General features: G+C 62.2%; 23 protein-coding genes, 1 tRNA gene and 2 pseudogenes. 7 read left to right on the forward strand and 19 right to left on the reverse strand.

What is annotated here, in order from left to right:
• Positions 1–66: 66 nt before the first annotated feature.
• Positions 67–294, forward strand: a complete 228-nt coding sequence (locus tag IVA91_RS16795; protein ID WP_038383553.1) for a hypothetical protein — start codon at positions 67–69, stop codon at positions 292–294.
• A 293-nt stretch (positions 295–587) separates the two neighbouring features.
• Here the strand turns inward: IVA91_RS16795 and IVA91_RS16800 are convergent, their stop codons facing one another.
• The 6 genes from IVA91_RS16800 to IVA91_RS16825 all read right to left on the reverse strand — a co-directional run bounded on the left by IVA91_RS16800 (position 588) and on the right by IVA91_RS16825 (position 3,638).
• Positions 588–1,094: a PRC-barrel domain-containing protein gene (locus IVA91_RS16800; protein ID WP_247414868.1), complete on the reverse strand. Its 507-nt coding sequence runs from the start codon at positions 1,092–1,094 to the stop codon at positions 588–590.
• 124 nt (positions 1,095–1,218) lie between these two features.
• Positions 1,219–1,437, reverse strand: coding sequence for a hypothetical protein (locus tag IVA91_RS16805; RefSeq protein WP_247414870.1), 219 nt, complete (start codon positions 1,435–1,437; stop codon positions 1,219–1,221).
• Positions 1,438–1,545: 108 nt separating this feature from the next.
• Entirely contained in the window at positions 1,546–2,586 is a 1,041-nt protein-coding gene (locus tag IVA91_RS16810; RefSeq protein WP_247414872.1) for a glycosyltransferase family 4 protein, read from the reverse strand.
• Positions 2,587–2,718: 132 nt separating this feature from the next.
• Entirely contained in the window at positions 2,719–2,928 is a 210-nt protein-coding gene (locus tag IVA91_RS16815; protein ID WP_247414874.1) for a hypothetical protein, read from the reverse strand.
• 90 nt (positions 2,929–3,018) lie between these two features.
• A complete protein-coding gene (locus IVA91_RS16820) occupies positions 3,019–3,423 on the reverse strand; it encodes a hypothetical protein (protein WP_247414876.1) in 405 nt (134 codons plus the stop codon).
• A gap of 14 nt (positions 3,424–3,437) precedes the next feature.
• A complete protein-coding gene (locus IVA91_RS16825) occupies positions 3,438–3,638 on the reverse strand; it encodes a hypothetical protein (RefSeq protein WP_247414877.1) in 201 nt (66 codons plus the stop codon).
• Positions 3,639–3,931: 293 nt separating this feature from the next.
• Between IVA91_RS16825 and IVA91_RS16830 the strand changes: the two genes are divergently transcribed.
• Positions 3,932–4,354 carry a hypothetical protein gene (locus tag IVA91_RS16830; RefSeq protein ID WP_247459027.1) on the forward strand — a complete coding sequence of 141 codons (423 nt, stop codon included), beginning with the start codon at positions 3,932–3,934 and terminating at the stop codon, positions 4,352–4,354.
• 77 nt (positions 4,355–4,431) lie between these two features.
• On the opposite strand, the gene IVA91_RS16835 is transcribed toward IVA91_RS16830, so the two are convergent.
• The 3 genes from IVA91_RS16835 to IVA91_RS16845 all read right to left on the reverse strand — a co-directional run bounded on the left by IVA91_RS16835 (position 4,432) and on the right by IVA91_RS16845 (position 5,939).
• Positions 4,432–4,848, reverse strand: a complete 417-nt coding sequence (locus IVA91_RS16835) for a hypothetical protein (protein ID WP_247459028.1) — start codon at positions 4,846–4,848, stop codon at positions 4,432–4,434.
• Positions 4,849–4,933: 85 nt separating this feature from the next.
• A complete protein-coding gene (locus IVA91_RS16840; RefSeq protein ID WP_247414881.1) occupies positions 4,934–5,281 on the reverse strand; it encodes a DUF1236 domain-containing protein in 348 nt (115 codons plus the stop codon).
• A gap of 298 nt (positions 5,282–5,579) precedes the next feature.
• The gene (locus IVA91_RS16845; RefSeq protein ID WP_247414882.1) at positions 5,580–5,939 is read right to left on the reverse strand and encodes a PRC-barrel domain-containing protein; all 360 of its coding nucleotides are present in this window, start codon (positions 5,937–5,939) and stop codon (positions 5,580–5,582) included.
• Positions 5,940–6,677: 738 nt separating this feature from the next.
• On the opposite strand from IVA91_RS16845, the pseudogene IVA91_RS16850 reads away from it, so the two are divergent.
• A pseudogene (locus IVA91_RS16850) lies at positions 6,678–6,896 on the forward strand (hypothetical protein); the annotation flags it as partial.
• Positions 6,897–7,320: 424 nt separating this feature from the next.
• On the opposite strand, the gene IVA91_RS16855 reads toward IVA91_RS16850, so the two are convergent.
• Positions 7,321–8,373, reverse strand: a complete 1,053-nt coding sequence (locus IVA91_RS16855; protein WP_247414884.1) for an IS110 family transposase — start codon at positions 8,371–8,373, stop codon at positions 7,321–7,323.
• 204 nt (positions 8,374–8,577) lie between these two features.
• Between IVA91_RS16855 and IVA91_RS16860 the strand changes: the two genes are divergently transcribed.
• On the forward strand, positions 8,578–10,323 hold the full coding sequence (locus tag IVA91_RS16860) for an adenylate/guanylate cyclase domain-containing protein (RefSeq protein WP_247459029.1): 1,746 nt from the start codon (positions 8,578–8,580) through the stop codon (positions 10,321–10,323).
• An 82-nt stretch (positions 10,324–10,405) separates the two neighbouring features.
• Here the strand turns inward: IVA91_RS16860 and IVA91_RS16865 are convergent, their stop codons facing one another.
• The gene (locus IVA91_RS16865; protein WP_247414888.1) at positions 10,406–11,482 is read right to left on the reverse strand and encodes an aminoglycoside phosphotransferase family protein; all 1,077 of its coding nucleotides are present in this window, start codon (positions 11,480–11,482) and stop codon (positions 10,406–10,408) included.
• Positions 11,483–11,733: 251 nt separating this feature from the next.
• On the opposite strand from IVA91_RS16865, the gene IVA91_RS16870 reads away from it, so the two are divergent.
• On the forward strand, positions 11,734–14,745 hold the full coding sequence (locus IVA91_RS16870; RefSeq protein WP_346015505.1) for a GAF domain-containing protein: 3,012 nt from the start codon (positions 11,734–11,736) through the stop codon (positions 14,743–14,745).
• Positions 14,746–14,943: 198 nt separating this feature from the next.
• Here the strand turns inward: IVA91_RS16870 and IVA91_RS16875 are convergent, their stop codons facing one another.
• From IVA91_RS16875 to IVA91_RS16885, 3 genes are all read right to left on the reverse strand, one after another.
• Positions 14,944–15,447: a GGDEF domain-containing protein gene (locus IVA91_RS16875; protein ID WP_247459031.1), complete on the reverse strand. Its 504-nt coding sequence runs from the start codon at positions 15,445–15,447 to the stop codon at positions 14,944–14,946.
• 63 nt (positions 15,448–15,510) lie between these two features.
• A complete protein-coding gene (locus IVA91_RS16880) occupies positions 15,511–15,933 on the reverse strand; it encodes a hypothetical protein (RefSeq protein WP_247414892.1) in 423 nt (140 codons plus the stop codon).
• 60 nt (positions 15,934–15,993) lie between these two features.
• Positions 15,994–16,794, reverse strand: coding sequence for a hypothetical protein (locus IVA91_RS16885; RefSeq protein ID WP_247414894.1), 801 nt, complete (start codon positions 16,792–16,794; stop codon positions 15,994–15,996).
• A gap of 128 nt (positions 16,795–16,922) precedes the next feature.
• Here IVA91_RS16885 and IVA91_RS16890 point away from each other — a divergent pair.
• Positions 16,923–17,351, forward strand: a pseudogene (locus IVA91_RS16890) (tyrosine-type recombinase/integrase); the annotation flags it as partial.
• 62 nt (positions 17,352–17,413) lie between these two features.
• Here the strand turns inward: IVA91_RS16890 and IVA91_RS16895 are convergent.
• From IVA91_RS16895 to IVA91_RS16915, 5 genes are all read right to left on the reverse strand, one after another.
• Positions 17,414–17,489 (reverse strand) — tRNA-Lys (locus IVA91_RS16895).
• A gap of 167 nt (positions 17,490–17,656) precedes the next feature.
• Complete coding sequence (locus IVA91_RS16900; RefSeq protein WP_247278590.1) at positions 17,657–18,253, reverse strand: Spy/CpxP family protein refolding chaperone; 597 nt, start codon at positions 18,251–18,253, stop codon at positions 17,657–17,659.
• Positions 18,254–18,445: 192 nt separating this feature from the next.
• On the reverse strand, positions 18,446–19,447 hold the full coding sequence (locus IVA91_RS16905) for a TRAP transporter substrate-binding protein (RefSeq protein ID WP_247278589.1): 1,002 nt from the start codon (positions 19,445–19,447) through the stop codon (positions 18,446–18,448).
• 311 nt (positions 19,448–19,758) lie between these two features.
• On the reverse strand, positions 19,759–21,321 hold the full coding sequence (locus IVA91_RS16910; protein ID WP_247278588.1) for a 2-isopropylmalate synthase: 1,563 nt from the start codon (positions 21,319–21,321) through the stop codon (positions 19,759–19,761).
• A 409-nt stretch (positions 21,322–21,730) separates the two neighbouring features.
• The gene (locus tag IVA91_RS16915; protein ID WP_247278611.1) at positions 21,731–21,997 is read right to left on the reverse strand and encodes a hypothetical protein; all 267 of its coding nucleotides are present in this window, start codon (positions 21,995–21,997) and stop codon (positions 21,731–21,733) included.
• Positions 21,998–22,175: 178 nt separating this feature from the next.
• Here IVA91_RS16915 and IVA91_RS16920 point away from each other — a divergent pair, with 178 nt between their 5' ends.
• Positions 22,176–23,426: an SMP-30/gluconolactonase/LRE family protein gene (locus tag IVA91_RS16920; protein WP_247278587.1), complete on the forward strand. Its 1,251-nt coding sequence runs from the start codon at positions 22,176–22,178 to the stop codon at positions 23,424–23,426.
• Positions 23,427–23,469 lie beyond the last annotated feature (43 nt).

Raw genomic sequence — 23,469 nt, forward strand, 5'->3', positions numbered from 1 at the left:
ACAACCAGAACTTCAGAAGCGCGGGCTCGTTGGCAATGACTACTTACGAGGCATTGAGGAGGACACATGAAGAAGCTGATCGTGTGCGGCGCGCTCGCCGCCTTCGCCCTCGGCACGCAGGCCGCCAGCGCCGCCGAGTTCTACATCGTTCGAGACGCGACCACTAAGAAATGTACGGTCGTTGACACCAAACCGACGACGACCACCACGACGGTCGTGGGCGACGGCGTCTACAAGACCAAGACGGAAGCCGAGTCCGCCGTGAAGACCACCAAGGTCTGCACCGAACAGTAAACGGTATCGCCAAGCCCAGCCGGGCTGGCGAGAACGTTCGGACAGCAAATGGAGGAGCAGATGCCTGTATTGATTTTGTGGGCCGTACCTGCCGTGCTCGTTGTTGGCGGCGTCGGCTATTGGTTAGTTCACATGCACTGAGCGAACGTAAGCTCGCATGAATGGCTCGCCCGCAAACGGGGCGGGCCTTTTCTTTTCGGCCAGTTTCACCGGGTGCTGTGAAAGAAAACCGGTGCTGTGAAGAAAAAGGGCCTCCGGATGGAGACCCCCAATCTCGAAGAACGTTCTGTCCGTCAGTTGTAATCCGAATACTTGAACTGCGGGAGCGCCTTGAGCTGCTCCTTGTTGCCGCTCATGACGGCGTGGTCTGGGACCCAGTCGTTGCGGTTCGTGGTGTTGGTCGAAGCCGCGCCGGTCGTGGTGGTGTCGCGCGAGCTGGTCGAGGTGCTGGTCGAGCTCGTCCGGACAGGCTCTTCAACGAACTTCAGCTTGTCCATCGAGACGGCGATGTCGTGTTCGCCCATGCCGAGAAAGCCACCGATGCCGATCACCACCGCGTTGATCTTGCCGCTCTTGTCAACGAGCAGTTCGTTGATGTCACCGAGCTTCTCGTTGGCTTCGTTGTAGACGTTCAGCCCCATTAGCTTCGAGGCGCGCCAATTGCCCTTCAGCGCCATCTTTGCATCGGCCGGTTGGGCGGTTGCCGCCGGGGCGGCGCGATCGGGCTGAGCGGATTGGGCGAACGCAGCGCCGCCGATCACCGCAGTGCCGAGCAGAGCAACGGCAAGAAAGCTTTTCATCGATATCTCCTCCAACGTGAGCCGCACCCGTTAGGTGCCGGCCCCAACGCCTGGAATTGCCACTTGTTCCTGATTTCGGAACACGGGGCTGACGGTAGGATTCGATCCCACTAGATCCCGTCCCCTATCGACGTTCGGTCGTCACGAGCCGGACGGAAACGCCCTTACCTTGGGAGCGCAGGCAGGCATCAGAGAAATGTGGCCACACCTGCTTCGAACAGTCTGCCGTGTCCGTCACCGAGTCGCGGACTTGCTGGATCTTCGGCTGCGAAGGAGGTGCTTCGTCCGCGAGAGCCGACGTCGCCTGAAGGACTAAAGCTGCTGTCGCGGAAAGGATCTTCATGGGCGTTCTCCTGATCGGCGACAACGGGCACCGTCTGCAGACGTTCCGGCCGTCGTCGAAGCGCTCCCCTCGCGAGTCCTTAGTGTGGTCGGAGTTCTGGAAAGTCCCTCACGTGTGGAGCCCTCCGCGAGCGATCAACTCGCGATACCGGTCTTCATACTCCCGCGCCATCCGGCTCGCGGCGAAACGCTCTTCGAACCGGGCTCGGACCTCTCTTCTGTCGAGCCGGACGACTTCCTTGATCGCTTCGATCGCCTGCTCCTCGTCGTCCACAATGAAGCCGGTGACGCCGTCCTCCACAACTTCCGGCACCGATCCCGAGCGGTACGCGATCACGGGCGTCCCGCACGCCATCGCCTCGATCACGACCAACCCGAAAGGCTCAGGCCAATCGATCGGAAACAGCAGAGCGGCGGCGCCGGCGAGGAACGGCTGCTTGCGGACTTCGTCCACCTCGCCGACCAGCTGGATGTTCTCACCATCGATCTCGGGCTCGAGCTTCTTCTTGAAGTAGGCCGTCTCCGCGCGAGGGATCTTGGCGGCGATCCGTAGCGGCATCCGCGCAGCGCGTGCGATGCGTATGGCCTCTTCCGGCCCCTTCTCCGCCGTCAACCGGCCGAGAAAGGCCAAGTACGAACCGGGTTCGTAGGAGGGCTGAAGCAGATGCCTGGGCAGCCCGTGCGGAATCGTCGCGATCCAGTTTGCGTCCGGAAGCGGACGGCGCTGGCTGTCGGAGATGGAGACGAAAGAAGCTTCCGGAAAACCCCCGATCACGTCGGATAGACCCGGAAGGTCGAGTCGGCCATGCGTGGTCGTCAGAAACGGCACTCCGGTCCGGCTCAGGACCGGCAGGGGCAGCCAGTCGATATGGGAGTGGATCACGTCGAATTCGCTCGCGCGCTCGGCGATGGCCTCGATCTGCAGCGCGCAGGCGGCATTCGGATCAGCCCCCCTCCGCCCCAGGCGCAGCGCGCGCGGCCACACCGCGTGGAGCTTTCCCTTCGTCTTTGAGTCCCCGCTGGCGAACAGCGTGACGTCGTGTCCGAGATCGACCAGCTCGTCCACCAGCCAGGCGATCACCCGCTCAGTGCCGCCGTAAAGCTTGGGAGGAACACTCTCGGCCAACGGCGCAAGCTGGGCGATCCGCATCGAGCTAGTCCCCCAGAACGATCCGCAAGCCGATCACGATGACCGCGGAGATGAGGAACGAGATCGCGAGCAACGTCCAGCTTGGTCTTGTGCTTCCGCGGGCTACGCGTGCGACGAGCATTTTCATGCTCCTCAACATTCGTCTCGGGGAAGCCGTTGCAGGTAGGCGATCCCGAAGCTGGCGAGCTCTTCGGTATTGCTCTCGCGCTCTTCCCATCTCCTGTGCAGATGGCGCTGCAGCAGGCAGCGTCGGCTGTCATGAGCGTCGACTTCGGGATGCCGCGCCCGATACACCGTCCAGGCGGTCTCCGTGGCGTTCTTCAAGACGGCTTCGTCAACCATGCTCACTCTCCGGAGACCGGTCCAGTCGCGGCCAACTCAAGGCACTCCGGAAAGTTTCCGGTTTTCCCGACTGTAGACGAAGAGAGGAGGTCAGGACGCTTTCGCGCGCGCTCGCGCACGCGCCGCCCGACGGCGCTGCAGGCGTTGACTTCGGCCAGCTCTTGTGGAGGCGAGAAGTCTGGACGCGGGCTCTGCGGTTGAGAGTTGTTCGACCGGAGCATCCCGTTCCGTCTGCGGCCCGGAAGACCTGTTCTCCATGAAGTCGAGTACCGTCCGGCCCTTCTCTGTGATCCGCCATCCGCCGTTCAGACGCTCGACCAGCGCCTGCGAGAAGATGTTGAGATCCGGCACGCGTGCGGCGAGCCGTTTGGTCCGCTCGGCCCAGTCGCGACCGCTCGTCGCCAGGATCGCCATGTCGCGCTTGAGGTCCGCCATGACGGCGAATCCATCGGGATAACTCACCAGGATCTTGAGCACGGTGACCTGGAAGTTCACGCCCCCGCTCCCGTTTATCCCGAGATTGTCGGCGCGTCGTGAAGCGCCTCGCGACCGATCTGCTTCAGGCTTTCCGGCGCGATGTCGCCCTTGGCGGCGGCTTCCAGAATCCTTGAAGCGACGTAGGTGCGAGCGCCGGTTTCGAAACGCGAAACGTCTTCACAGACCTCGTCGAGTACGGCGCGCAAAAGCGCCGTCGTGGCCGGATCGAACATGGGAACCCCCCAAAGGCAAGAGGTGTAGCTTACCGCAAAAAACAGCTACGGCGATTCAACATTGTTAACGGAGCTCCATCGCGTCAACGCGGGGGGTAAACTCCCGGAGATTGTCGCGACGCAGCATCGGGCCGAACCGGTCCTGCGCCGATGCCTTGTTTCAGGCTCGAAGTTTCGAGCGACGCTGCCCCGGCGCCGAGCATCCATTGCCCGCTCGCCGCCGGGTGCAGCAGAAACATTTGCCGCTTTTTCCCGTTGTCCGGCAGGGCGCGAGCAATATGAAAGGATACTCGATGAAGAAGATCGCAATGTCGGCGCTGATGGTGGGCGCTCTTGGTCTGGCCTCGGTGGCCACGACGTCTCCTGCCGAGGCTCACTGGCGAGGTGGCTGGGGCGGTTGGGGCCCGGGCATAGCCGGCGGCCTGGTTGCGGGTGCCGTGATCGGCGGGCTTGCCTCCTCCGCATACGCTGCGGGACCCGGCTATGGCTACTACGGCGGCCCGGCCTACTATGGAGCAGGCTATTACGGCGGGCCCTACGCCGTCGACTACGGGTACGACGAGCCGTATCGTTGGGGCGGCGGCTACACCACCACCTACTACACGGCGCCCGTCTCCTACGGCTATCGGTACCGACGTGTTGTGCGGCCTGCCTACGCCGACTACCGCGGAGCCTATCCGGTCGTGCGGCACCGCTGGCATCATCACCACTGGTGAGGCCGACCAATCCGACCGCAAGGCCGCGCTCGAGCATGGCGCGGCCTTTTCCTTGGCATCGTCTGAAGATATCCCGTTCACCACCATCCGCCGGAGAATGGGTCGTGCCGCTCGAAGGCGAGATGTCGGTCGGGCGGCACCCTTTTGGACAGCTTCGCCGACCGCTTCGGATGCGGAACGGTGGCGGTGCGGGCGGGCGGTTCTCGTCTGATCTGCGCGGGAGGTGCTGCGGGAATGGCGACCATGGCTTCGCGCACTTGCTCCTGCGGTTCAGGGATCGGCTCGGCCTGCGCGATCTTCGGCTCGTCGATGCGCGGACGCGTGTCGAATACGATCTTCTCCGGAAGGCTCCTCGCCGAGCTGATCCGGATGGTCGTCCTGTCGGGGTCGGTCGCGCCCGCATGCTCGATGGGAGCCGGCAGGTACCGGCCCGCAGCGAAGAGCAGCGCCAGCAGCAAGCCGCCGACGACGACGAAGTACCGGATGATCGGCATGGACCGCCATTCGCGATGAGAAGACAGATTCTAGGCTAGACAGGTATGAGGCGGGCCGCTGAATCAGCCTCCCGCCTCAGGAGAGCTAGTCCACCTCTTGGACCACGGTGCGCGTCGACGGGTCGACCAGCATCACGCGTTCGCCGGAGTAGACATAGCGGTACTTGGTGAGCGACGGGCCCCAATCGGCCGGCACGGCCTCGAGTTCGACTTCGCGCGGCACCGGCTGACCGACCACGATCTTCTCACGGGTCTGCACCGGACGGACCTTGTGTTCGGTCACGTATGTGCGGATCTGGGTGCGGTATTCCGGCTCGATTTGCACCGCGGCGGCATGACCGGTGCCCGTGGTCGTGGTGACGACGGTGGACTGCGCCATCGCGCCCGTCGAGATCAGTGCGGCGGCCGCGCACGTCAGAATCAGCTTCTTCATGAGAATCTCCTGGCCGCCTGATGCGGCCTGCGTGAACCCGCGAATAATGGCAAGGTTCCAGAGCACAGCAGGATGATTGCCTCTTTTTCCCGGCTCGATAGTGGGAAGGAACGGCTTGGGGCAGCGCTGAACGGGCGTATCTGAAAGCGTGCTGAACGCCTGCCCTCAGCGCTGTAACCGCGGCGCTCGGTCTCGAGACTCCGCTGCGCATCACGCCCCTGACAAGCTGGACGCCATCGGCCCCGACCATCGGGGCCGATCTTAGTCAGCAGAGCGCCGACGGCGCAACGACTTGGCGCTAGGCGACCGGCACGCCGTAGTAGTCGTTGACCGCGCGTGTCGTTCCCGCGTCCCAATTCCAGCTGCTCTCGTCGGCGTATTTGGGGGCGCCGCGAAGCTGTTCCTGCGTGATGCCGGTGACGTAGCCGCCGAGGTTGGTATCGTATTTCAGCGCCTGCCAGGGCAGCGGATAGTGATCGTCGCCGATGCCAAGCAGGCCGCCGAAGCTGAGCACCGCATACGATACCTTGCCGCTGACCTTGTCGATCATGACGCGCTCGATGTAGCCGACCTTATCGCCGTCGGCCCCGTACACGTTCGTGCCTTCGACCTTGTCGCTTCCGATGAGACTGAGGGTCTCGCGATCTTCCATGGCCATGTTGACCTCCTGGGTGTTGTCTTCAGAAATCAACCGGACGACGAAGGCTCCGTTCCTGGCTTGTAGCTCCGTTCCTGGCCGAAGCCATGGCGGCGGCGTTGTCGCCGTCGTCGGCGGCCAGCCAGACCGGATGAGGCTGCCGCGACCGCTGCCCCAGGCTTGAGATTCTGCGCGATGCGGATTGCGGACGGGCCCGACCCTCTCAAGCTTGCGGATCGTGTAGTTCGGCGCTCGACCGAGCTCAGTTTCGGAGATTAGCCGGAAGGTAGGGACCGATACTAGGCGTACCCCATTGACCCTTGAGAGACCGTCGCCCGCCGTTGAACCACGGCGCCTGTCGCGGATAGCCAAAGGTCTCACGACCCGCTATTCAGAACTAGCGCTCGCGAGGATAGCCAAAGGCGGCGGCCTCTCTCGGAATCCGAGTCCATCCTCGGCGCCATCCCGAGGACGGCTTCGTCTCTAGCTGAAAGCTGTTCAGCTTGGCGCTCCGGTGCCGAAACCGGGTCCCGCGCATCAGCGCGAACTTGAAGCAGCCGGCGATCAGCATCAGATCTCTCATGGAATTCCGATGTTGCCGAGGATATCCGAGTCGGTCCGGACGGCGACCGCTAGGCCCCAGGACAGCAAGCCATGCCAGGAGATCCCCGGCGAAGGCTCGGACTCGCCAAGCTGCGCGCTGCGGCTGAATCGGATTGGCTTGAGCTAAAGACCTCGTGAAACGCGCGTATTCCCGCGACGGAGCCCAACGCCGAGGTCAGTACTATTCACCCGAGGACGATGGCAGTTATCCTGACGCCGCCTGATGAGGTCGAGACCTGGATGACCGCGCCTGTGGACGAGGTGCTTAAGCTGCAGCGGCCGCTTCAGGACGGCGCGCTCCAAATTGTCGAACGCGGCGTAAAGGGAGATCCCGCACCGGTCGCCTGGCCTGAACCAAGCTACGTCGGCTTCTGACCATGAAGCTGACATGCTCTGATGGAACAGGGCACTTCTGCTGGTGATGTATGGACCGGCCGTGCGTTGCAAGCTAAATCTGCAGAGTGGCGGTGACTGGTCTTGCGCTTCTGTATCCGGCCCTCGCGTGGAGCAGATTGCTCCTGGCCATCATGGATATCCGCGCGCGTCCGATCTCATTCTCGGATAGGCCCTCAAAGGCCAGTTGGGTCACCAGATCACGAACCGACGGCGAGACCGTTCCTCCATCTTCCTCAAATTTAACTCGCAGACCTCGGCGGGTACTACCAAGCGGCTCAACGATTAACTGAAGTCATCCCTTCGGAGCCACCGTCGCTCGCTCGCCTTAATCGGCGAGCGACGGTGGCGGAGAAGAGTGGCGGTCATCCCTTTGGTGAACCAGAGCAAGCTTATAGCGCTCATATCATACCGCTGCCGCGCCGAGACGCGTGTCGTACACACGATGTTCTACAAGCACGCTCCATGCGATGCGGGCCAGCTTGTTAGCTAGAGCTGTAGCCAGCACGTTATGGTGCAACCGTTGAGCCGCGGGGGCAAGCCAAGGTCCAAAGCTGTGCTGCATCCAATTCCTTGGCCGAAGCAGAACGACGCGGGCGGCCTGCAGGAACAGCATGCGAAGGTAGCGATTGCCGCGTTTGGTGATGCGTCCGAGAATCGTTCGATCACCTGTGGAGATCTGCTTGGGGACTAAACCCAGCCAAGCAGCAAAATCTCGGCCGCGTGTGTAGGCAGCTCCATCAGCGATCGCAGCGACGATGGCGCTCGAGATGATCGGGCCTATGCCCGGTATTGTCATCAAGTGCCGACAGGGTTCCGTGTTCTTGGAGAGCACATCAATTTCGTCAGTCACAGCCTCGATGCGATCGTCGAGGCGGCGCCAGTCTTGAGCCAGATCCTCTAGGATGCGAACCATCCGCGGTGACAGGACATCTGTGCGTTCGGCAAGGATGTCCGGCAATGCGTGGCGCAACCAGTGGACCCGTTGCCTCACCGTGATGCCGTGCTCTAGGAGAAAGCAGCGGATCTGATTGATGATCGCGGTTCGTTGTCCTACCAGGCGATAGCGCACGCGATGCAACGCCTGCAGATCGAGCTGCTCATCGGTTTTCGGCGGTACGCACCGCGTCGTGGGGCGTTGCACGGCTTCAGCGACCGCATGCGCATCTCGAAAATCATTCTTGTGGGTTTGCCGGAAAGGCTTGGCGTAGACCGGCGGCACTTGCCTCACGTCGTGGTCGAGGGCGAGCAGATCGCGGGTCACATAGTGCGTTCCCATGCCTGCCTCTATCCCGACCAAGCATGGCGGCATATTCGCCAGCCGCGACACAATTTTGGCGCGCGCTACCTTCTCGCGCAGCACGATTTCTCCTCGGGCATCGAGGCCAACTAGGTGCAGTATGTTCTTGCCCGGATCGATACCAATGGTAACGACTGCGGTGTCAAACTTGCGCGGCATGGCGTGGCTCCTTCTCCTGACTGCCCCACAAGCATGCTCGCTGGTTGGGCGGGAGCACGGCCGGTCCATCCCATTCTCGGACCTCCCGGTTGACGCATGCTGCAATTTGGGCTTCCCTGCAATTTCCGCTCACAGGTTCGCAACAAAGTGCTAGGCTCGTCCTTGTCGCGGCGGCATGGTTAGTCTGGTCGTTCGGAGGGCGCTGTGACCGAGCAGCGAGTTCAAAGGCGACTAGCGGCGATCTTGGCCGCCGATGTCGTCGGTTACTCAGCATTGATGCAACGCGCTGAGGAAGCAACATACGCCGAGTTCGAGCGGCTCAAGCGAGAACTGATCGAGCCTAGCCTCTCCCGCCACGAAGGACGACTTATCAAGACAACGGGTGATGGCGCGCTCGTCGAGTTCGCGAGTCCCTTAGCCGCCATGAGGTGCGCGGTCGAGATACAGGATCATCTCGCCTCAGGCAGTAGTCCCCTAAGGTTACGCATGGGGCTCAATCTTGGTGACGTTATCGTTGGGCAGGACGGTGAACTCTACGGCGACGGGATCAACATTGCTGTCCGGCTGGAGGGGGCCGCCGACCCAGGCGGCGTCCTGATTTCCGAAAAGGTCTACAGCGAAGTTGAAGGCAAGCTGGATATTCGCTTCGAGCATCGCGGTGAGCAGAAGCTCAAAAACATCTCCAAGCCGATCCGCGCTTACGCTGTGCTCGCGGGAACATATAGCGCGCTGACCGAGAGCCTAAGTGCTGCCCCTCCACTCCCAGACAAGCCCTCCATCGTCGTGCTGCCGTTCGAGAACATGAGCGGCGACCCCGAACAGGAATACTTCGCGGACGGAATGGTTGAGGAGATCATCACCGCCCTCTCGCGTTTCAAATCGTTGTTCGTAATTGCTCGCAATTCGAGCTTTGCGTTCAAAGGCAAAGCCGTCGTTATCAAGGAGGTCGGACGGAGGCTTGGCGTGCGCTATGCCCTTGAGGGGTCTGTGCGCAAGGCATCGGGGAAAGTTCGCATCACGGGGCAGTTGATTGATGCCGTGACGGGCACGCATATTTGGGCGGACAGGTTCGAGCGTGATTTGACTGACGTTTTCGCCCTGCAGGACGAAGTAACGGCCGCCGTTGTCTCAGCCATTCAGCCAAGATTGCTTCAAACAGAAATTGCAATAGCCACCCGGCGGCGACCGGAGAACCTCACTGCCTATGATTTTTATCTCCGTGCTATGCCGCTGGCCTACCTAACGAGCCGCGAAGGGTCGGCCGAGGCGATAAGGCTGGCTCATCGCGCTTTGGAGCTGGACCCGCAGTTCGGCGTAGTCGCTGCTCTGGCAGGTGTCTGGCACATGAACAACATCCTTTGGGGATACGCTATCGATCCTCAATTCGACCGCGAGGAAGCCGTGCGGCTACTTCGCTTGGCGTTGAGCATTGACGACGGTGATCCAGACAAATTCGCGTGGGCTTCCCTGATTTCGGCGTACATGGTCGGCGATGGTGAAGGTGCCGTCGAAATGGCAGACCGGGCTGTCGCGCTCAACCCCAATTCATTTCACGCATGGTACGCCAGAGGCTGGGTCTACAAAACTTCCGGGCTACCAGAGGAAGCGATCCGGAGCTTTGAACATGCCATGCGCCTGAGCCCGGTAGACCCGCTTCTACACCTGATGTTTGGTGGGATGGGGATGGCGTTGATTGAACTTCGTCGCTTTGAAGAGGCCATCGTCGCAGGGAGGAAGGGCATTCGACAGAACCCGTTCCTTTCGCCAGCTTGCCGATGTCTCGCGTCCGCTTTCGCTCATCTCGGACGCGACGCTGATGCGCATGAGGCCGCGACGCGTCTGCTTGAGGTTGACCCCGCTTTCACAATATCCGCTTTTATCGCTCGCGGCGGACAATCAAACGCGAAGCTGTTGATTGAGGGTCTTCGCAAAGCGGGGTTGCCGGAATAGGCCGCGCGGCTTGTACCCGACGAACTGATCGAACACGCCGCAATTTTGTTGCGATGCATGAGTCCGGAATTGGCCCATCGCTTCACTTGACGCGATGTAGCGGCACGTCCGGATTTTTGGGTAAACCGGAAGTGGCCGGCAGAGCGACAAACCAATCCGGCTGACCCAAAGGAGACACCTGACGCCTCGCTTCGACAGGCCACGTCGGCTCGCGCGCGCGACCAAGACGGTTCAGTCTCCCGAGCGCAGCCCCGCTTCGATGCGCTGGATCAGCCGCTCCCGCAAGGAAGGCACCACGTTTGCCAAGGACGACGAAGGTGCGGACGATGGGCAGATACGGCTCCATTGCCGCCGTCAGCTCCGCGAGAGACATGCCCGCCAGCCGCGCATATTCGCATTGCGCCGCCGCATTGGTCGCGCGCGGACGCTCCGGATTGTCGGCGATTTCCGGCGCGAGTTCGGACAGGATGACATGCAAGAACCCGAGGTCGAGGGCGGCCGGCCCGCGCATCGCGAAGGACCAGTCGACGAGTTTTGGGCCTTCCGCCGTCATGATCACGTTGCCGGGGCTGAGGTCACAATGGCAAAGCCCGTCGCCGGGCGGCAGGCGATCGACCAGCGCGAGGACATTGGTAGCGATGTGCTTCGGAATCTTCCCATCGTCGCGTCGCAACTCGTTTTCCATATAGTAGCGCATGGAGAGGAGCTCCGCCGACGGTGGCGTCTTGTGAACGGACATGGCAAGAGCCGCGATGATCGCGCCCGCCTGTTCGAACGTCACCGCGCCGGTTCGCGAGAGATGCCACAGGGTCGGTCCGTCGAGGCGCTCCAGCACGATGCCGAAGCGCCCGTCCAGTGTCACCTCGCCGAACACCTCCGGCACCGGGAGGCCGGCGGCGCGCACGGCGCGGATCATGCGCAGCTCGTGCCGGCCGAGCAGATGAGAGACGCCGGCCTTGAACAGCTTCACGACCTGACCGGGCGCCCAGGCGTAGGCTTCGGAGAAGGCGCCTTCACCGATCTTTTCCCCCAGCGATCCCTGCATGCCCGTTCTCCGCGGTGCAGAGGAAACACCAGCGGCGAGCAAAAAGGAACCCCTTCCGTCGCGGGGCCGCCGGGCATCATGATTGCCTTTCAACCTGAAGAGACCTTCGTCCACTCCGCTAAATGGTCCCAAGGCCGGCTGTGACCCGGAGCTGACTTCGGCCCATGGTGCGAAACCCGGGATTTGTATAGGGTTGGGCCCTGTCCTGTTCTGACCCCCTCGGGGCGAGCGAAATGTGGCGACGCAGTGGAAGCGAACGTCCGATCAAGGGTCGGCGCGCGAATAGGCCCAAGGTTCGCAAAGCATCGACTAAGGCCCCATCCATTGCCGACCTGCGAAAGCAAGTTCGCACTCTCACCCACGAGCTGAAACATGCAAACGAGCGGCAGACCGCGACGGTGGAGGTGCTGCAAGTCATATCCAGTTCGCCTGGCGAGCTTGGGCCGGTGTTCGAGGCCATGCTGGAAAAGGCCGTGGGCATCTGCCGCGCCAGTTTTGGGACGCTGCTCCTATACAAAGGCGACAGGTTGCGGCGGGTGGCGCGAATGGCCGCTCAAAACGTGCCGCAATCGTATGCGCCCGACCAGGAAACGCCGCCACACTTCATCGCGCCGTTTGATGGGGCGCCTTCGCTGGGGCGCCTCGTCGAGACCAAGGCGCTGGTTCACATTGCCGATATTGCCACCGAGCATCCCGACGATCTGATCTACAAGGTCGCCGCAGCCCGCACCGTTCTGATTGTGCCGATGCTCAAGGAGAGCGAGCTTGTCGGCGCCTTTGCCGTCTACCGCAAGGACGTGCAAGAGTTCAGCGACAAGCAGGTCGAGTTGCTGGAAAATTTTGCGGCACAAGCGGTGATCGCCATCGAGAACACGCGGCTGCTCCACGAGGTGCAGGCCAAGACGCGCGATCTCACGGAGGCCCTGACCTACCAGACCGGCAGCTCCAACATCCTGAAGGTGATCGCATCGTCGCCGACCGAGGTCGCCCCGGCTCTCAAAGCCATTGTCGAATGCGCCTGCGAACTGTGCGATGCCTATGATGCGGCCGTGGTGCTGAGAGATGGCGACGATCTCCGCTTCAGCGCCCATCATGGCCCGATCCCGATCGGGCTGGAGAAATGGCCGATCAACCGCCGCTGGACCGCGGGCCGCGCCTTCATCGACCAGAAGACCGTGCATATCGAGGATCTTCGCGACGAGAAGCACGCGGATTTCTCCGACGGGCGCGAGCTGTCGATCCGGATGGGCCACCGCAGCATTTTGAGCGTGCCGCTACTGCGGGAAAAGGAGAGCATCGGCGCCATTGTGCTCCGCCGCAAGGAGGTGCACCCGTTCAGCGACAAGCAGATCGCACTGCTCCAGACCTTCGCCGACCAGGCGGTGATTGCGATCGGCAACGTTCGGCTGTTCGAGGAAGTTCAGGCGCGGACGCATGAGCTGACCGAATCGCTGGAGCAGCAGACCGCGACATCTGAGGTGCTGAGCGTCATCAGCCGATCGGCCGGCGATCTCGCGCCGGTATTCGACGCGATGCTGAGCAAGGCAATGCAGCTCTGCGGCGCCAATTTCGGCGTGCTCAACACCTACGATGGAGCGCAATTCCACACGGCGGCCACTTACGGCCTGCCCCCCGCTTACGATGCGTTCCGGCGCAAACAGCCGCTCGATTATGGTCCGGCCCCCGCGCCTGCACGGCTGTTGAAGGGAGAGCCATTCGTCGAAATCACCGACCTTGCTGAGTCCGAGGCCTATCGCAGCGGAGAGCCGAACCGTCGCGCGCTGGTCGATCTCGGCGGTGCGCGCTGCCTGCTTGCGGTGCCGTTGCTCAAGGACGAGCGCGTGGTCGGCAACGTCATGATCTTCAGGCAGGAGAACCGGCCGTTCTCCGAGAAGCAGATCACCTTGCTGAAGCAGTTTGCGGCGCAGGCCGTGATCGCCATCGAGAACGCGCGGCTGCTCGGCGAATTGCGCCATCGCACCGAGGATTTGACCGAGGCGCTGCAACAGCAGACGGCGACCGCCGACGTGCTCAAGGTAATCAGCCGCTCCGCGTTCGACCTGCAGGCCGTGCTCGATACGCTGGTCGAATCGGCGGCACGACTATGCGAAGCCGATATGGCGGCGATCACCCGCAAGACTGGCAATATTTACTTCCGGGCGGGCTCCTACGGCTTCCCCACCAAATTCGCCGAATATGTGAAAGATCTCCCGGTCCGGCCGGACAAGCGCACGATCACGGGCCGGACTTTGCTCGGCGACAAGGTGGTCCATGTCACCGATGTGCTCGAAGACCCGGACTACTCCTTTGAAGGCCAGGAGCTCAGCGGCAATCCGCGCAGCTTCCTTGGTGTGCCCTTGCTGCGCGAAGGCAGCCCGATCGGCGCCATTGTCCTCGCACGTCGCGCCGTCCGGCCGTTCAGCGAAAAGCAGGTCGAGCTCGTGACCAGCTTCGCCGACCAGGCCGTCATCGCGATCGAGAATGTGCGCCTATTCGACGAAGTGCAGTCCCGCACCAAGGAACTTGCCGCTTCGCTCGATGAACTCCGCGCGGCGCAAGATCGCCTGATCCAGACCGAAAAGCTCGCTTCGCTCGGTCAGCTTACCGCCGGCATCGCGCACGAGATCAAGAACCCGCTCAACTTCGTCAACAATTTTGCCGCGCTGTCGGCCGAGTTGACGGACGAGTTGAACGACATCCTCGCCTCGACCACGCTCGCCGAAGGAATTCGCGGCGAAGTCGATGAGCTCACCGGCCTTCTGAAGGACAATTTGCAAAAGGTCGTCCAGCATGGCAAGCGTGCCGATTCCATCGTCAAAAACATGCTGTTGCATTCGCGCGAAGGCTCCGGCGAGCATCGGCGAGTCGACATCAATGCCATCGTCGAGGACAGCCTTAACCTCGCCTATCACGGCGCGCGACCAGAGAAGTCGGGCTTCACCATCACGTTGCGGCGGAACCTGGACCCGCGCGCTGGTGCGGTCGAGCTGTATCCGCAGGAGATCACACGGGCGCTGCTCAACCTGATTTCCAACGGCTTCTATGCCGCGACTAGGCGCAAGCTCGAAACGGGCGACGAGAGCTTTGAACCAGTCCTCAGCGCTTCCACGAGGAACCTCGGCAAGACAGTCGAAATCCGTATTCGCGACAACGGCACAGGCATCCTGTCTGAAGTACGCGAAAAGATGTTCAATCCTTTCTTCACTACAAAGCCGACAGGGGAAGGAACGGGGCTCGGACTCTCAATGACCCATGACATCATCGTCAAGCAACACGGAGGCCGGATCGACGTCGAGACTGAGCCTGGTGTCTTTGCCGAGTTCATCATTACACTGCCGCGCGACAACGGAATTGCCACCGGCCCTAAGTCCGAATGACCGCTTAGGGCCCCTTCGCGGACCTCCGCCGTCGCGGTTGCCATGTCGCCTAATGGCCCCTGAGCCGAACAGCGGTCCGTTGCCAGCACGTCAGCTGTCTGAGTTAGAGCGGACACGCCGCGGCGCTTGCCGACCGCCGGTTGTCGCCCAAGCCGGACATCGAACGAGTTGTCCCTAGTACCAGAAAAGAAAACCAAACTATGCGGCTACAGCAGCTGGGGTATCCGACAAAACGTGTCCACGCCCGCTGCGTTTAACGCTGTAGAGACGGTCATCCGCGCGACGCTTGAGCGTGCGTGCATCGTCACCGTTAACTGCCGCGGCTAATCCGATGCTCGCGCCTATCCCGATGCTATCGGCCGCGATTGCGAACGGTGTTTCGAGTGTGCGCACGATACGCTCCGCTGCGCGTGTCGCGTCGGCGATGTTGAGTTCCGCGTCGAACAATACGCCGAACTCGTCGCCGCCAAGTCTTGCCACAAGATGTCCACCATGAAGTTCGGCGTCGATACGAGTAGCTACTGATTTTAGTAACTCGTCGCCGACGTCGTGACCGTATGTGTCGTTGACCGGTTTGAATCGGTCAAGATCAATCATCGCAACGATCGCGGCGCCTGATACCAAACGCTCTGCCAGAGCGGTGTCGAATGCGGATCGGTTTGCCAGACCCGTTAGCGCTTCTGTAAGCGCAAGGCGGGCCATGCGATTCTCCGCGAGCAGCTGCGAGCATGGTCCACGGGGCCGGAAACCGCCGAAGGTTGTCCATCACAACCGTCGATCAGCCCGGGTACCCTTGAGCTGCTTGCCCGAGGGATAAGACGGCCGCTTCAGTTTTTCCTCGCCGACGAGCCGGTCGCGTTGCTCGCAAAGGCCATCGACCTTGGCCTGCATCCGGGACAGGAGGGCTTCGGCCGACGCGGTCGATATCCCGGCCCGCTGGAGGGTCAGGATTTCCTTCTGCTGGCGGGTGATTTGGCGCCGCATATAGCTGATTTCGTGACGGATTCCGTCAAGTCCCATGGCCGCATCCTCAGACTGAGCCATAAGAACGAAACGCGAGCAATGAATTAAGTAGGTCGGTACGGCGAAGACGAGGACGGTCAGGAAGGCGACCGAGATGGCAAGACGGCCCCTGGCGGCGATCTTGAGCTGGGAAGAAGAGATTTCGAGTTCAGGAATTGAGTTCACGGGAGTTGTCTCCGGTTGGTGGAGACAGCGCGAAATTATTAGGTCTTTATCAGATGGGACTCAGACCCGGATCGTGCCCGGCATGCTCTCGGGAAGTCGCGGTCCTACGAACTGGCAATGGTCGCACTCAAAAGCGGGGTCGTGGAAGGCGGCTGTTAAAATAACGCCGTCCCACAACAAGAACGCCCAAAAGTGCAGGTTGTTCACCTCTGTAAATTTATGGAATGCGGAGGCGAAGATACCCGGGTATTTGCCCATCGACGCCCTGCCCTGGGCGAACGTCTTGAACTCCTCCGGCGGATCTTCGTAGGGCGGCGTCACTGTGTACGTAATGCTCCAGATCGACGGCAGTATCTCACCGCTGTGATGGTAGTGAAGCCCACGGATGATCTTGTAGAGCGCGTCATGGAAGCGATCGGCGTCGATCATCTTCGCGACGCGGTTCGCTGGCAGATGGATACCTTTCACGACATGCTTGAATTCGTCCATGACCATGTTGACCAGCGGGACGTTGCGTCCCCCCTGGTATTTCTTGAAGGTCTGGGCATGGGCTGCATCACCCGCTTCTGAGCCTCTGGCCAGCGGCAACAGCGTGTGAACGAAGTACTCCTCATCCATCCGCCACATCTGGTTGCAGGCATGGTGCACGGGGATGGTGAGCAGATCGGTCATCCCGTACTTCTTCCGCAGCTCGGCCGGAAAGAAGAGCTTGGGCGGAACGTGGTCAGGCGTCACCGGCTCCTTGAGCAGCTTGCTGCATAGGTAGCAGTGGGTGTGCTTACCCCATTTCGGTTTGGCCATGACGACCTGCAGAGCCCGCGGAAGAACCACGATAAGCGCGATGATGAGCACCGTGGCCATAATGGCGAAGATGCCCGTGGCACTGATGCTGAAGCCCCAAACTTTAAATTCCAGTTGATGTTTATCAGTGCAATATCAGGTCCGTTGCGACTACCTATTAGTGACCCACAATCTGAGGTCAACGGCAGGGCGACCTGTTGCGCCTGCCCTGGTCAGCGTACGAGAGCCCCTACATTCGGCTGCGTCAATCGAAAGGGGGCCGGCGCGTCGCCATGCCGGCCGGCACCCCGCTGCGAGCCCTGCTTGATGCTACCGACCGTCGGGGGCCGCTCATCCTGACGAACACGCTGGGCCGGCCCTGGACGTCCGACGGATTTCGCACCTCGTGGTCAAAGGCCTGCGAGCGCGCCGGCATTAGTGGTCTCACCTTTCATGACCTGCGCGGCACGGCCGTGGTTCGGTTGGCGATTGCTGGCGCCAGCGTGCCGCAGATCGCTGCAGTCACGGGCCACTCGTTGAAGGACGTCGAAGCCATTCTCGACGCGCATTACTTGGGTCGCGATATTCAGCTCGCCGAAGCTGCGGTGCTGAAGCTCGAAGCGAGAACAAAACTGTAAAATGACCTGTAAAATGAAGCCACCTTACCGCGTCACGTCTGCTGCTAAGTGCTTGTTTTATATGGTGGGCGCACCAGGGCTCGAACCTGGGACCCGCTGATTAAGAGTCAGCTGCTCTACCAACTGAGCTATGCGCCCGAAAGGCGGTAAGGCCTTGCGAGGCCGGTCGTTTAGCAAAGCGATCCGGGTATGGCAAGCGATCGGCCGCAAGTTTTCCAAGGCTTCGTCCACAAGTCCAAAATAGCGAAAAGCCGCTGGATTCCAGCGGCTTCGCCAGGGTTAATCGCGGGACAATCCGGCCCTGCTCAGAGCCGCCCCTCGCGGTCCCCGTCCGGACCGCCGTCGCGGTCGAAACGGTCACGGTGGAAGTGCCCCATGCCACGCTCCATCATGCGGTCCATGCGGTGTTCCATGAAGTGACGGGGCAGGCCGTCTTCGCCGCCGCCGAATGGGCCGCGGTGGCGGGTCAGCACCGCGAGGCGGCGCTTCTGGCCCTCGTCCAGCGTCTTGTAGAGCGGATCGGCGGCATCGGCGATCTTCTTCAGGGCCGCGGAGCTGGCGCCCATGTCCTCGGCGCGCTGGCGCAGGCGGGCGATCGGATCCTCCGGCCTGTCGGTATCGCCGGGGCCGGCATTCATCCGCGCATTGGCGCGGTCGATGCGCAGCTTGGCGAAATCGCGCACCGCGGCCTCGACCGGCGGCCACAGCTTCTCCTGATCGGCATTGAGCTTCAGGCCGGCGTGGACGGCGGCGATCCGTGCGTCGATGAAGGCGGCGCGGTCCTCGGGGTTCATGCGCATGTGATGGAAGCGCTCCATCCACGGGCGATGATATTGAGCATAGACCGCGCCCGAGCCGGCGACGCTGAGCACGGCGATGGCAGCGATGGTGAATTTCCTCATACGGACCTCCTCTGGAAGGATGCCCTGAGGATGAGGGCGGCGCCGCCGACGCGCAACTTACAACTTGGACAGGAAGCGGTGTTCTTAGGACTACGTAACGGCTGATTTACCGCCAGCCACGATCGGAAATCGTTTGCAACAAAAAGGCTTCCGTGCAGCTGGCACGGAAGCCCCGTTCATCGTGCATCGAGATCAGTTCGTCGTGCTCTTGGCTTCCTTCTGGAACTCGTCGATCAGCGCCTGGCCGACGCGGCCTGCGGCGTCCTTGTAGACCGGCTCCATCGCCTTGCGCATCGCCTCGTCCTGCTCGGGCGTGAGCTTGATGATCTCGCTCTTGCCGCTCTTCTTGATCTCGGCGAGCGCGTCGTCGTTCTCCTTCTGCGACTGCGCGTTGCTGAAGGCGGTCGCTTCCTTCATTGCCTTGGAAAGCTGGTCGCGGATGTCGGCCGGCAAATCGTCCCAGAACTTCTTGTTCACGATCACGACGTAACCGATGTAACCGTGATTGGTCTCAGTGATGTACTTCTGGACCTCGTGCATCTTCTGGGTATAGATGTTCGACCAGGTGTTCTCCTGGCCGTCGACGACGCCGGTCTGGAGTGCCTGGTAGACTTCCGAGAACGCCATCACCTGCGGCAGCGAGCCGAGCGCCTTGAACTGGGCCTGGAGCACGCGCGAGGACTGGATGCGGAATTTCACGCCCTGATAGTCGGCAGGCGAGACCAGCTTCTTGTTGGCGCTCATCTGCTTGAAGCCATTATCCCAATAGGCAAGTCCGGTGATGCCCTTGGCGTCCAGGAGCTTGAGCAACTTCGCGCCGAGCGGGCCCTCCGTCACCTTCCGCAGCGTCTTCAGATCGGGAAGGATGTAAGGCAGATCGAATACCTCGAATTCACGGATGCCGAGTGGGCCGAATTTCGAGTTGGACGGCGCCAGCATCTGCACGCTGCCGAGCTGGAGCGCCTCGAGCTCTTCCTTGTCCTTGTAGAGCGTCGAGTTCGGATAGACTTCGACCTTGACCTTGCCGCCGGTGTACTTCTCGGCGAGCTCCTTGAATTTCTCCGCCCCTTTGCCCTTCGGCGTGTCGGTGGCGACGACGTGGCTGAATTTGATGATGATCGGGTCGGCGCTGGCGGGGCCGACAAGGCCTAAGGCCAATGCCGCGACGGAGGCCGCGATCGCGAAGGTGCGCATAATCTCTCCCTGATGTTATTTGGGCCGCCCGGCGCGCGGGCGACCGTCCTCATGCCGGCTGCATCAATACAGGGCGGCGCGCCATGCGGCTATTGGCCGTTAGCAGGGCAGGTATTCGTGGTGAATGCCACGAGCACCGCTGCGCGCCCTTTTCCCACTTGCGGGAGACAGTTGGCAGAGGGTGCTTCCACGTAGAGGCTCCCCAGAGGAAGAGAACCCTCACCGGACGCTACGCGCCGACCTCTCCCGCAAGCGCGAGCGGGAGAGGTGAAGCCCACGCGCATCGCTCGCCAATGACAAGGCTTCGCTTGTCAGCTCGCCGCTGCCGTCGTCACCGTGTCACGCTGGCGCTTCATGACGATCTTGTTCAGCGCGCCGAGATAGGCCTTTGCGGAGGCGACCAGCGTATCCGGATCCGCAGCGCGCGCCGTCATCGAGCGGCCGTCCTGCGACAGCCGCACCGAGACTTCAGCTTGCGCGTCGGTGCCTTCGGTCACCGCGTGAACCTGGTACAGTTCGAGCTTGGCCTCGTGCGGCACCAGGCGCTTGATGCAGTTGAACACTGCGTCGACCGGACCGTTGCCCTCGGCTTCCTCGATCTTGATCTGGCCGTCGACGTCGAGCTTCATGGTGGCGCGCTGCGGACCGTGGGTGCCGGCGATCACGGTCAGCGAGGTCAGCTTGATGCGGTCGTGCGAGGCTGCCATCTCCTCGTCAACCAACGCCTCGATGTCCTCGTCGTAGATGTCCTTCTTGCGGTCGGCCAGCGCCTTCATCCGCGTGAAAGCATCTTCCAGCTGATTGGGGCCGAGCTTGTAGCCCATCTCCTCCAGCTTGTGCACGAAGGCGTGGCGGCCGGAATGCTTGCCGAGCACCAGGGAGGACTGCTTGAGGCCGACCATCTCCGGCCGCATGATCTCGTAGGTGGACGCGTCCTTCAGCACGCCGTCCTGATGGATGCCGCTCTCATGCGCGAACGCATTCCGGCCGACGATAGCCTTGTTGTACTGCACCGGGAACGAGGTCGCCGCCGACACCACCTTCGAGGCGCGGGTGAGCTGCGTCGTGTCGATCTTGTTCCAGTACGGGAATTTGTCGTTGCGCACGTTGATCGCCATCACAATCTCTTCCAGCGCGGCGTTGCCGGCGCGCTCGCCGATACCGTTGATGGTGCACTCGACCTGACGCGCGCCGCCGACGATGCCGGCCAGCGAGTTGGCGACCGCCATGCCGAGGTCGTTGTGGCAGTGCACGGAGAACACAGCCTTATCTGAATTCGGCACACGCTCGATCAGCGTCTTCATGAAGTGGGTGTATTCCTCCGGCACCGTGTAGCCGACGGTATCGGGGATGTTCACCGTGGTGGCGCCGGCCTTGATCACGGCCTCGACGATGCGGCACAGAAAGTCCATCTCGCTGCGGGTGCCGTCCTCGGCCGACCATTCGACGTCGTCGATCTGGTTGCGGGCGCGCGCGACCATCGCGACCGAGGTCTCGATTACTTGTTCCGGGGTCTTGTTCAGCTTCACCCGCATGTGCAGCGGCGAGGTCGCGATCACGGTGTGGACGCGGCCGCGCTTGGCAAATTTCACCGCCTCGGCGCAGCGGTCGATGTCGGCCGGGTGGGCGCGTGACAGGCCGGCGATGACCGAATTCTTGGAGCGGCGGGCGATCTCGCTGACGGCCTGGAAGTCGCCTTCGGAGGTGATCGGAAAGCCGGCCTCGATGACGTCCACGCCCATATCGTCCAGCAGTTCGGCGACTTCGAGCTTCTCCTCGAAGGTCATGGTGGCGCCGGGACATTGCTCGCCGTCGCGCAGCGTGGTGTCGAAAATGATGACGCGGTCCTTGTCGGACTTGTTCACGGTGGCCATTCTAGATTTCCTTTTGAGCTTTTGCGCCGTTCAGTGGTCTGGGCGCTTGAGGTGTCCGGTGATCTCGTACAACCCCTGAGCGCCCAGGCGCGTGGCGCCCAGCCGGCCCTCAGGGGCAGCTAAGAAGAAGCCCGCCAAGAAGGAGGGTGGGCAGCAGCGCGGCCGGGATCGTGGCGGCGGCCACGGCCACCTCCCCCGAAATCCCATCGATTTGGCCGCGAATCAGCATTGCCAGACCCTTTGAGCCCTCAATACTCGGTCAAAACCGTTGATGGTTGATTGCCGGGAGGGGCTCGATCCGCCCGTTTCTAAACGAGAAACGCCTGCAACTGCAACGCCTAAAAGATAGTCAGTGGAACTGACCTAAATAGGAGAGATTGCAGCCCGCGACGAGCGCAAGGCGCGCCGACTATCCCGTGCCGGTGCGGCGGGCGCGGGCCCTGTTCTCCCAGCGGTTCAGCATCTGACCGAGTTCGCCGGTCGCGACCACAGCGGTGCCGGCATTCGTGATCTCGTTGGTGTTCGCCGGCGCGTTGGCAGGAAGCCAGTCCGGCTCGGTATACTCACGCCAGCGGCGCGCCTCCGCCCGCCTTTTGCGGGAGACGTAGTCCCGCGTGAAGTAGCCGGCCGCAAATGCGATCGCGAGCAGGATGACCAGGACGACAACTTGCACAATGAACTCCGGCTTTATCCCCGTTAGCGCCTGCAATCCAAACGCATTTGAAGGTGACGAAATTGCGACCCGCCATCGCGCAGCGGTTTCGATTCCACCCCTCGCAACCGGCAGCGGACCGCACTAACCTCCGCCCGCTCGGCCGGATCAACCGGTCAGCGAACATGATCGGGAGGACGCGATGACACGCCAAGAGGCTCGTGACGAAGGGCAGCGTGACCAGGATGCTGCGCTTTCACGACGAACACTCGTCCAAGGAGTTGTACAAGGGCTTGCGCTCGGCGCCGCCGCCACAATGGCCGGAGCCGGCTGCGCCCTGGCCCAGACCGGCCCCGCCGCACCGCCGACGACGATCACCACCCCGCCGCGCGATTTCGGTCCCCAGGGCGCGCCGACCACATATTTCTGGGACCCCGACATCATCGCCGTCGATCCCTCCTTCAACGATCTCGCGCAGCCCAACACCGCGATCAAGCGTCTCTATACTGGCGTGCTGTGGGCCGAAGGCCCGGCCTGGAGCGCGCAGGGACGGTATCTCTTGTGGAGCGACATTCCCAATAACCGGCAGATGCGCTGGAGCGAGGATGACGGCCGCGTCAGCGTGTTCCGCACGCCCTCAAACAATTCCAACGGCAACTCGTTCGACTTTCAGGGCCGCCAGCTCTCCTGCGAGCACCTGACGCGCCGGGTGACGCGTTACGAGCATGACGGCACCGCCACGGTGCTCGCGGACTCCTATCAGGGCAAGAAGCTGAATTCGCCGAACGACATCGTCGCACACCCCGACGGCAGCTATTGGTTCACCGATCCGCCCTATGGCGGCCAGCTCTACGAAGGCGAGCCCGACGTCGCGGGCGGCCCGAGCAATGCCGGCGGCAAGCTCAATCCGCGGATCGGACAGCCCGCCGGCTTCGTGCCGGGCAAGCGCGAGCTCCCGACCAACTGCTATCGCATCGACCCGTCGGGCCGCATCGATCTCGTCGTCACCGAAGACCAGGTGCCAGATCCGAACGGCCTGTGCTTCTCACCAGACTACAAGAAGCTCTACATCGCCTCGACCGGCAAGGGACCGGGCGACACCGGACCGGGCGGCAAGGGCGAGATCTTCGTGTTCGACGTCGGCAGCGACAACAAGCTCTCCAACCCTAGAAAGTTCAGCGATTGCGTGATCGACGGCGTGAAGTGCGGGCCGGATGGCCTGCGCTGCGATGTCAACGGCAATGTCTGGGCCTCCAGCAATGCCGGGCGCGCCGTCGGCTATAGCGGCGTGACGGTGTGGTCGCCGGAGGGCAAGCTGCTCGGCCGCATCCGCCTGCCGGAGGTGTGCGGCAACGTCTGCTTCGGCGGCCCAAAGCGCAACCGGCTGTTCATGGCGGCGAGCCAGTCGCTCTACGCGGTCTACACGGCAACGCAGGGCGCAGGACCAGGCTGAGCGACACAAGCTCAATGCGACGCTGCGCCGGCGTTCCTCGCCG

Origin of the sequence: Bradyrhizobium sp. 153 (genome assembly GCF_023073835.1) — a bacterium.
Classification (GTDB): Bacteria; Pseudomonadota; Alphaproteobacteria; order Rhizobiales; family Xanthobacteraceae; genus Bradyrhizobium.